Below are 7,475 nucleotides of genomic sequence, written 5' to 3'. Positions count from 1 at the left end.
GGTCCACGTGGGAAACCCACTGAGAGACCAGAGCTTCCCGGTCTTCCGCGGGCGGGACGATCACGCCGACGGGCAGCGTTCCCTGAGCGCGGAAGTGGGCGAAGAGCGCCTCCATCGTCCTTCCTTCAAACTCCGGGGGCACGTCGAAGGAGGCGAAGCTGTGTCCGTCGTCCGAGGTAGAGAGGATGTCCTTGATAAAAGAGGAGATGCCCTCGAAGTGCGTGCAGATCCCCGTGATGTCCGCGATGAGGCTGTCCGTGTAGAGGATGTCGTCCACGTGCGCGTAGCGGGCATAGCGCTCGTTCTCCGGGTTGTGGAGCTCCATGACGGAGTATATCTGCGGCGCGGCGCTCTCTACGGCCAGGCCCGTCAGGATGGCCCGTGAGTCGTCGTCCCCGAACTTCGGGTCCCAGAGGATGACCGCCGCTCTGGCGCGCTCGACCCCCGCCTTGAGCAGGGAACCCCTGTCCGATGGGTTGCCCTGAACGAAGAACACGTCGGCATGAAGGCCCGTCGGCCGCTCCTCGGCCACGACGGCAATCTCGCTCCCCGAGGCCATGAGCTGCCGCACGAGGTACGGTCCGCGCGTGTTCCAGCCGCAGATCACGGCGTGCCCCTGAAATTTGCAGGTACTCATCCCCAACATCTCCTTCAACCGGCTGTTGATCAGGCGCTGCATCACCTCCGCGAAGACAACTCCAAAGAGGGCTACGCCAAAGATCGAGAGGAAAAAGACGATGATGCGCCCCACGAAGGTATTGGGATGGGACGCAAACTCGCCCTGCCCGATCAACGTGAAGAGGACGCTCCAGAAGGCCCCCCAGAAGGACCCCCGGAACCCGTCCTCCTGCCACCACACGAGCAGCGTGGCAAGAAGTAACAGCAGAAGGAGGAGCGCCACAGCCCCGAGAAAGCGGTGTTTGAACTTCCTGGAGAGGGCGATCCCCCGTCTTGCATTTTTCACGGTCTTCGTGAAGCGGACGCTCATTCCATGGGCCCGCGTCAGTTCATCAGGACCAGCTTCAGTTGTCGGTCAAAAAAGAGCGTCTTTAGCCTGCGCTTCCCTCGCATCAGGTAATAGGAATAGGGCGGCTCCAGAAGGGAGCGGGGCCGGTACCGCGGTCGCATCACGAGGGTGTAGCCCACGTGGTCCGCAATCGCGACGATCTTATCCAGCTTGTCGCCCACGTTCGAATCGCTGATCGGGGCGATGAGAGGATCGCCCACCAGCGCGACCCGAGAGGGGGCCACGTCGCTTTCCATCGTTTCTGCCCTGGGACTGACTGCAGCACTCCTTCCACCGTTTCCCGGAAGCGTCCCTGCTGGGAAGCCCGTAAAGGTAGTGGCCGCCTTTTTCGGGGTACCAATCGCGGCCAGGTCCGATCCCCGGCCCACGTCGCCCGTCAGCTTTTCCTCCGCCGCCCGTGCGGCAGCCGCCTTGGCCTGAGTGTCGCGCGTAGCGCTGCGCCGTGGGCGAACTGCCCCAGGCGCCGTGCAGGCGAGACAGAAAACCATCAATGCAGCCAACAACAGAACGTGGATATTCCTCATCCTTTGCAATCACATCGCCTCCGAACCACATCACGAGAGCCAGAGCACACTCACAACAGCGCCGAGGACCCGAAGGCCCTCTAATCCAGGAAATCCTTCAGCTTCCGGCTGGGCTGGCGAAGCTTTCTAAGCGCCTTGGCCTCGATCTGCCGGATGCGTTCCCGGGTCACGTTGAATTTGCGTCCCACCTCCTCCAGGGTGTAGGAATGTCCGTCTTCAAGCCCAAAACGGAAGTGCAGGACCTCCCGCTCGCGGGTTGAAAGGTTCGAGAGCATCTCCTCGATCTGCTCGTGCAGGAGGTGCCCTGCCGCGGCCTCGTCGGGGCTGGGCAGCTCATGGTCCTCGATGAAGTCGCCCAACTGGCTGTCCTCCTCCTCGCCGATGGGCGTTTCCAGGGAGATCGGGAGCTGCGAGATGCGGCGAATCTCCTCCACCCGGGACGGGTCGATGCTCATCTCGCGCGCGACCTCCTCGTCCGTCGGCTCCCTCCCCAACTGCTGCACCAGCTGCCGCGAAACGCGCACCATCTTGTTGATGGTTTCCACCATGTGGACGGGAACGCGGATGGTCCGCGCCTGGTCCGCGATGGCCCGCGTGATCGCCTGCCGGATCCACCACGTGGCGTAGGTGCTGAACTTAAAGCCACGTCGGTAATCGAACTTCTCGACGGCCCGGATCAACCCCAAGTTGCCCTCCTGAATGAGGTCCAGAAAGAGCATCCCACGGCCGATATACTTCTTCGCGATGCTGACGACGAGGCGGAGGTTGGCGTCTATCAGCTTTTGCTTCGACTTGACGTTGCCCTCTTCCATCTGCTTTGCCAGTTGGACCTCCTCGGCAGCCGTCAGGAGCGGGACCTTCCCGATCTCCCGCAGGTACATCCTCACCGGGTCCGTCAGGGGGATGTCGTCCAGCTTGCCCAGGTCCCCGTCCAGCGCAGGGATAAACTCATCGTGTCCGGCGGTGGTCGGCGATATCTTGTCCAGCTTCTCCTCCTCGACGACCTCGATCCCCATCTCCTGAAGGTTGCTCAGGATGTTGTCCAGCGTATCGGAGTCCCACGCCTCCACGGGAATATGCCTCTCGATGTCGCGATTGGTCACAAAGCCGCGTCCCTGTCCCTCGTGGACCAGGTTGCGCACCTTTCCCAGGTACGCCGCCTCGTTCTGCGGGGTATCGTCAGTCTTCTCCAGCGGCTCTCTATCGTCCTGCACAGCCATACCTCCAGTTTTTCTCAGGGGCATGCTCTCCAAATCGCGGCGCTTGACCGCTGCAAGCCCCTTCTAACGTCATCCTAAAAACTGCGGAAACCGACTCTCCGGGGAAGGGCCCACCATCTGCCTCGTCTCCGCGAACTCCATTTCGTAAAGCAGCTGGCGGATGCTGAGCTGCAGGGGGTCGTCCGTCTCATAGGGTACACAGAAGCGGCGGTACCCAAACTTCTCGGCAAAAAAGGGGACTTCGTCCTTTCCCTTCGCCTCAAGGAGCAGCTTTTCAAAGCCATTCAGAAAATCCGCCTCGTCGAAGAAGGCCTCCTCGCTCACCACCGCGATGACCTTCATCGACCCCAGCAAGATGCTGTCGTTCCATAGGGAACAAAACGCGACTCCGGCGGAGAGCATCTTGCGTTCCGGCCCCTTCAAGAGGGACCCAACCAGGCGCTCCATGCGCGGGGAATACCCCAAAATCATCAGGAAGCCCAATGTCAGAAAGCTGCAGGGCTCATCCCTGTAAAAGTTATCCCTCACCAGGCTCCCGATGCACCCCGCCCTCGGGGAGGACATGAAGAAGAACTCGCTGTCCAGCTCAAGACAGCCGGCAGCGATCTGCCTCAGCTGTGGGCTGTAAAGACGGTTGATCGAGATCGGCTGATAGTCCACGCCGAGGGGAAACCACGGGGCAATTTCCAGAGCCAGGTCCGAATTCCAGTAGGGCAGCAAGGCGACCTCTTTTCGTTTTGCACTGGGGCCGCGTTGACGGGATTTTTGCCTCCCCGTCGACACGGCTTTCCGCGGGCGCTTCCGGGGGACCGCTTCAAACGAAACGCGGCACAAGGCAAGGACGCCTTGTGCTGATATGGAACGGCATTTTCACCGAAGCGGCGTTCTGCCGGCGCGTCGCCGCTGGGGCAGCCTATTCTCCCACCGCGGCCCGCTTTTCCGCCTTCTCCTTGATAACCTTCACGACGCACTCCACCAGCTGGTTGATCTCGGGCTTCGTGACCTGATAGTTCGCGCCGACGCTCGCGGCCTTGTTCTTAATGTCGTTCGCCATGATTGAGGAGAACACGACGACGGGGATGTTCTTCGTCTCCACGTTCTCCTTGATTCGGCGGGTCAGCGTCAGCCCGTCCAGCCGGGGCATCTCCACGTCCGTTATCAGGAGGTCGCAGTCTTCCCTCTCCCTGACGATGGCGTCATAGGCCACCTTCCCGTCCGGACAGATCTTCAGGTTCGTGAAGCCGCTGGCGGTGAGGGCGTCTTCGACCTGCTTTCGGATCAGGGGCGAGTCCTCCGCAACGATGATGTGATAATCCGCCGGGCGTCCGACTTCCTCCAGCATAGCCCTGGTCTTCGCCGAATCCGCCGCGTTGTGCTGGATCACGAGCTGAGGGCTGATCGTCTGGACGATGGCCTCGTAGTCGAGGAGCAGGACGTTGCGGGTATCCCGCTTGATGACGTAAAGGATCCAGTCCCCAAGGTACTTCCCCGTCATGGTGGAGTCGAGGTCCTCGGACTTGATGCGGTAGATCCTCTCCACGGCATCGACGACGAAGCCCAGTTTGACCTCGTTGAACTCCGCAATGATGACCTTGCTCTGCTCTATGGGGGTCATCGGCTGAATCCCAAGGAAGACGCGCAGGTCAACCATCGGCAGGACCTCCCCACGCACCGAGGTGATCCCAATCAGGGCCGCCGGCGCGTCAGGGATCGCACGGCATCCGGGCCATCGCAGGATTTCTCTTGTCTTATCGACGTTGATCGCAAAGGACTGGTCCCCCAGGACAAAGACGACAAGCTGCCATTCGTTTGTGCCGACCTCAGTTGTAACCTTTTTAACTTCCTGCATGCAGACCCCTCGTTTCCTGAACGACAAATGCCCCTGCGCTACCTGCGAGGGCACTCGGACGTGAACGTCTAGTCAAAGCTTATCTTACCACTACATTGCCAAAACCGCCAAACAAATCGCTCTAAAATCACGTCTCGCACATCGGGCCCCTCGTCAGCCCAGGTTCTCCAGAACCCTCATCCAGTTTCCACCCAGGATTCCCTTCGCAGCCTGTGTCGGGAACTCCCGGCGCAGCGCCTCGACGAAGGGGACGACGTGCCGGTACGTCGGAAAGACGCTGTGGGTTCGGCAGTCCTCAGGCTTGCTGAACTCACAGAGGTCCAGCCCAAGCCCCAGGTGCTCCTCTCCCACGAGGTCAACGATGTGATGGGCATGATTCAAAAGGCCGCGCCACCTGGGCTCGTCCGGAGGAAAGTCACCCTGACGCACAAAGGACGTCGAGTTGTTGAGCCCCATGACGCCGCCGCGCGACGCCAGCCTGCGGATCTGGTCGTCCGTCAGGTTTCGCGCGACGGGACAGACGGACCGGCTGTTGGAGTGGGAGGCAATGATGGGCCCGCCAAAGAAACGGAACACGTCCTCAAAGCCGACGTCGTTCAGATGGCTGACGTCCACGATCATCCCGAGGCGCTCCGCTTCCTTCAGGAGGGCGACGCCAAAGGCGGTCAGGCCGCCAGGCTGTCCTTCCTCCAGGGGGCGAAAATGGCAGCCGTCCGCCGCAAAGTTGCGCCGGCTCCAGGTGAGCCCGATGAGGCGGACCCCGAGCTCATAGAAGACGGACAACAGTTGCAGGCTGGCCCCCAGGGGATCGACCCCCTCAAAGGAGAGGAAGAGGGCGATCCCTCCGCCCTCCACGACGCGCCGGGCCTCCGCCGCGGTCCGGCAGAGGGCGAACTTCCCCGGAGATTCCCGCATCTCCGCGTGCAGGTTGCCGATCTGCTCCAGCGCGACGCGCAGGGCCATCTCCGGGATGTACTCGTTTGAGACGAAGAGCGAGCAGACGAGGACGTTCACGCCCGCAGCGCGGAGGTCGTCCAGGTAGAACCTCTCGATGACCTGCGTCTCCCCCTGGCGGCGCAGGCGGGCCACGTCCATCAAAAGGTCGTAATGCGCGTCAACGATCAAAGAACTCGACAAAGAACTCAAATCAACAACCCCTCTGCATCAAAGCGTCAAAAATCACGATTGAACGTCCTCACGGCGCCACGTCCAGCGAAACGATGACCGCTCTGCCCCGCAGGATCCGCACCGTCGCCCGGTAGTTTTTTCCGTCCCGGGCCGCGCGCTCCAGAGCCTGTCCCGTGCCCTCCGGGACGTAGAAACGCCTCAGCCCATCCCCAAGGTCGACGTGAACCATGCTCCCGACCTTTCTGAAGTCGATCCGTCCCCGCAGGTACACCCCGTCCTCTGGCTCCACCAGGGTCACCAGGGAGGGGCCCCACAGGCCCGACGGCTCCGGAATAAGCGTCACGAAACACTCCCTGTCGAAAGCCGACAGCGCGGAAGCTGGCTGAAAGGCGGCCTCGGGCACCGACGCGGCGTTCACCTCAAGCGCGACGTAATCGCCCCGAAAGGGGTCACGCGGGTCGATGGGGCGGGCGGCAAGGCAGATTTCACGCCCCCAGGTCAGGACGCAAAGCGGCTCAAGGGGCAGCCACAACAGCACGCCAAGCGGCAGGACGGCCGCCGCGAGGTAGCGAAGGGAACTCCTCATGTCCTGTCGTCACCGCCTTTCTCCTCAGGGTTGCCCTCCCCGCGCCTCAGGCGCCGCTCCAGAAGAAAGCCCAGGGCAAGGAGGGCCGCCCCGGCGATGGAGAAAACCCAGGCCTTGGACGTGAACCTCAGGAAGTCGTCAAAGAAGTAGCGGGCGATCAGCAGCAGAAGGAAGAGGATGCTGACGCCGCGTCTTCGCCCCAGGTTCAACAACATCAGGACCGCCACCACGGCCGCATCCACAAGGGCAAGGGCGGACGCAAAGTGCGCCCCACCCGTCCAGGCCCACAGATCGGGCCAGGTCAGCAGGAGCCCGAAGGCCCCCGCCGTCAGGAGGCCGATGTCCGCCAGGTCGCTCCGCAGGGGCCGGTCCTCGCCGCGCGGCGCCAGAAGGGACAGCGCGAGCCCCGCAAGGGCCAGGGCCAGCAGGGCGATGTCGTCGCCGAAGTCCTCTTGAAACCTCTCCCCAAGCAGCAGAAGCGACAGCAGGACGTTGAGGCGAAAGACGATTCGTCCGCCGCACAGGTGCCACAGCCCCCACAGGGCCGCCACGATGAGGAGCTCGTCCGGATTCCTCAGGAAGGGCTCAAGGCAGTCCCAAAGCGGGGTGCTCCCCCATGTGACGGCATCCCACACCCGTCCGGGGTGCAACAGGGGGTCAAACAGGAGGTAGAGGGCCGTAAGCCCCTGCAGCAGGACGGCCTGCCAGCGGTCGCGAAAGAGTCCGACGGTCGGGATCAGGCCCGCAATCCACCATCCCAGGGCGGAGCGCCACTCCCCGCCCTGATGGAACATCTGCCCTATCAGGAAGATGCCGCCGCCGTAGATAAAGCTCCCGACGAGCAGAAACGCGCGGGAGGTGCGGGGGAACCTCTCCCGGCACCCCCAGGAGGCAGCGAGGGACGCCGCATAGCCGGCAAGGATCAGAAACGTGCGCAGAAGGCGGGACATGTCGAGCCAGTTCGCCGCGACGAAGCTGAGCACCCCCAACCCCACCAGCGTTCCGCCAAGCCCCAGCAGCGCGTTCTGAAGCCTGCCCCGCCTCGCGGAGTACAGGCCGCGGATGCCGTCCGCCTGCTCCGCGCTGATCAGGCCAAGCTCACGCCAGACCTCCGCCTCACGCAGCAGGAAGCTCATGTTGC

Annotated in this window: 8 protein-coding genes; all 8 read right to left on the bottom strand. The window is 62.7% G+C overall.

The features are described 5' to 3' along the window. Window positions 1–988 (bottom strand): NAD(P)-binding protein (locus tag Q0629_RS08555; protein ID WP_298781409.1); only part of this gene is annotated, 988 nt, incomplete at its 3' end. A gap of 14 nt (window positions 989–1,002) precedes the next feature. Then, on the bottom strand, window positions 1,003–1,560 hold the full coding sequence (locus Q0629_RS08550) for a hypothetical protein (protein ID WP_298781407.1): 558 nt from the start codon (window positions 1,558–1,560) through the stop codon (window positions 1,003–1,005). Window positions 1,561–1,631: 71 nt separating this feature from the next. Continuing rightward, a complete protein-coding gene (gene rpoD / locus Q0629_RS08545; RefSeq protein WP_298781405.1) occupies window positions 1,632–2,765 on the bottom strand; it encodes an RNA polymerase sigma factor RpoD in 1,134 nt (377 codons plus the stop codon). Between the two features lie 75 nt (window positions 2,766–2,840). Then, window positions 2,841–3,491 carry a hypothetical protein gene (locus Q0629_RS08540; protein WP_298781404.1) on the bottom strand — a complete coding sequence of 217 codons (651 nt, stop codon included), beginning with the start codon at window positions 3,489–3,491 and terminating at the stop codon, window positions 2,841–2,843. 193 nt (window positions 3,492–3,684) lie between these two features. Beyond that, window positions 3,685–4,620, bottom strand: coding sequence for a chemotaxis protein (locus Q0629_RS08535; protein ID WP_298781402.1), 936 nt, complete (start codon window positions 4,618–4,620; stop codon window positions 3,685–3,687). Between the two features lie 153 nt (window positions 4,621–4,773). After that, window positions 4,774–5,766: a membrane dipeptidase gene (locus Q0629_RS08530; protein WP_298781400.1), complete on the bottom strand. Its 993-nt coding sequence runs from the start codon at window positions 5,764–5,766 to the stop codon at window positions 4,774–4,776. A 49-nt stretch (window positions 5,767–5,815) separates the two neighbouring features. Then, entirely contained in the window at window positions 5,816–6,334 is a 519-nt protein-coding gene (locus Q0629_RS08525) for a GDYXXLXY domain-containing protein (RefSeq protein WP_298781398.1), read from the bottom strand. Then, the coding region (locus Q0629_RS08520) for a DUF2157 domain-containing protein (RefSeq protein ID WP_298781397.1) at window positions 6,331–7,475 on the bottom strand (1,145 nt) is incomplete at its 5' end. The genes Q0629_RS08525 and Q0629_RS08520, both read right to left, overlap by 4 nt.

Origin of the sequence: uncultured Fretibacterium sp. (assembly GCF_938030725.1) — a bacterium.
Lineage (GTDB): Bacteria > Synergistota > Synergistia > Synergistales > Aminobacteriaceae > Fretibacterium.
The sequence above is the reverse complement of the archived record's forward strand: the minus strand, read 5'-3'. Positions and strand labels throughout refer to the sequence as shown.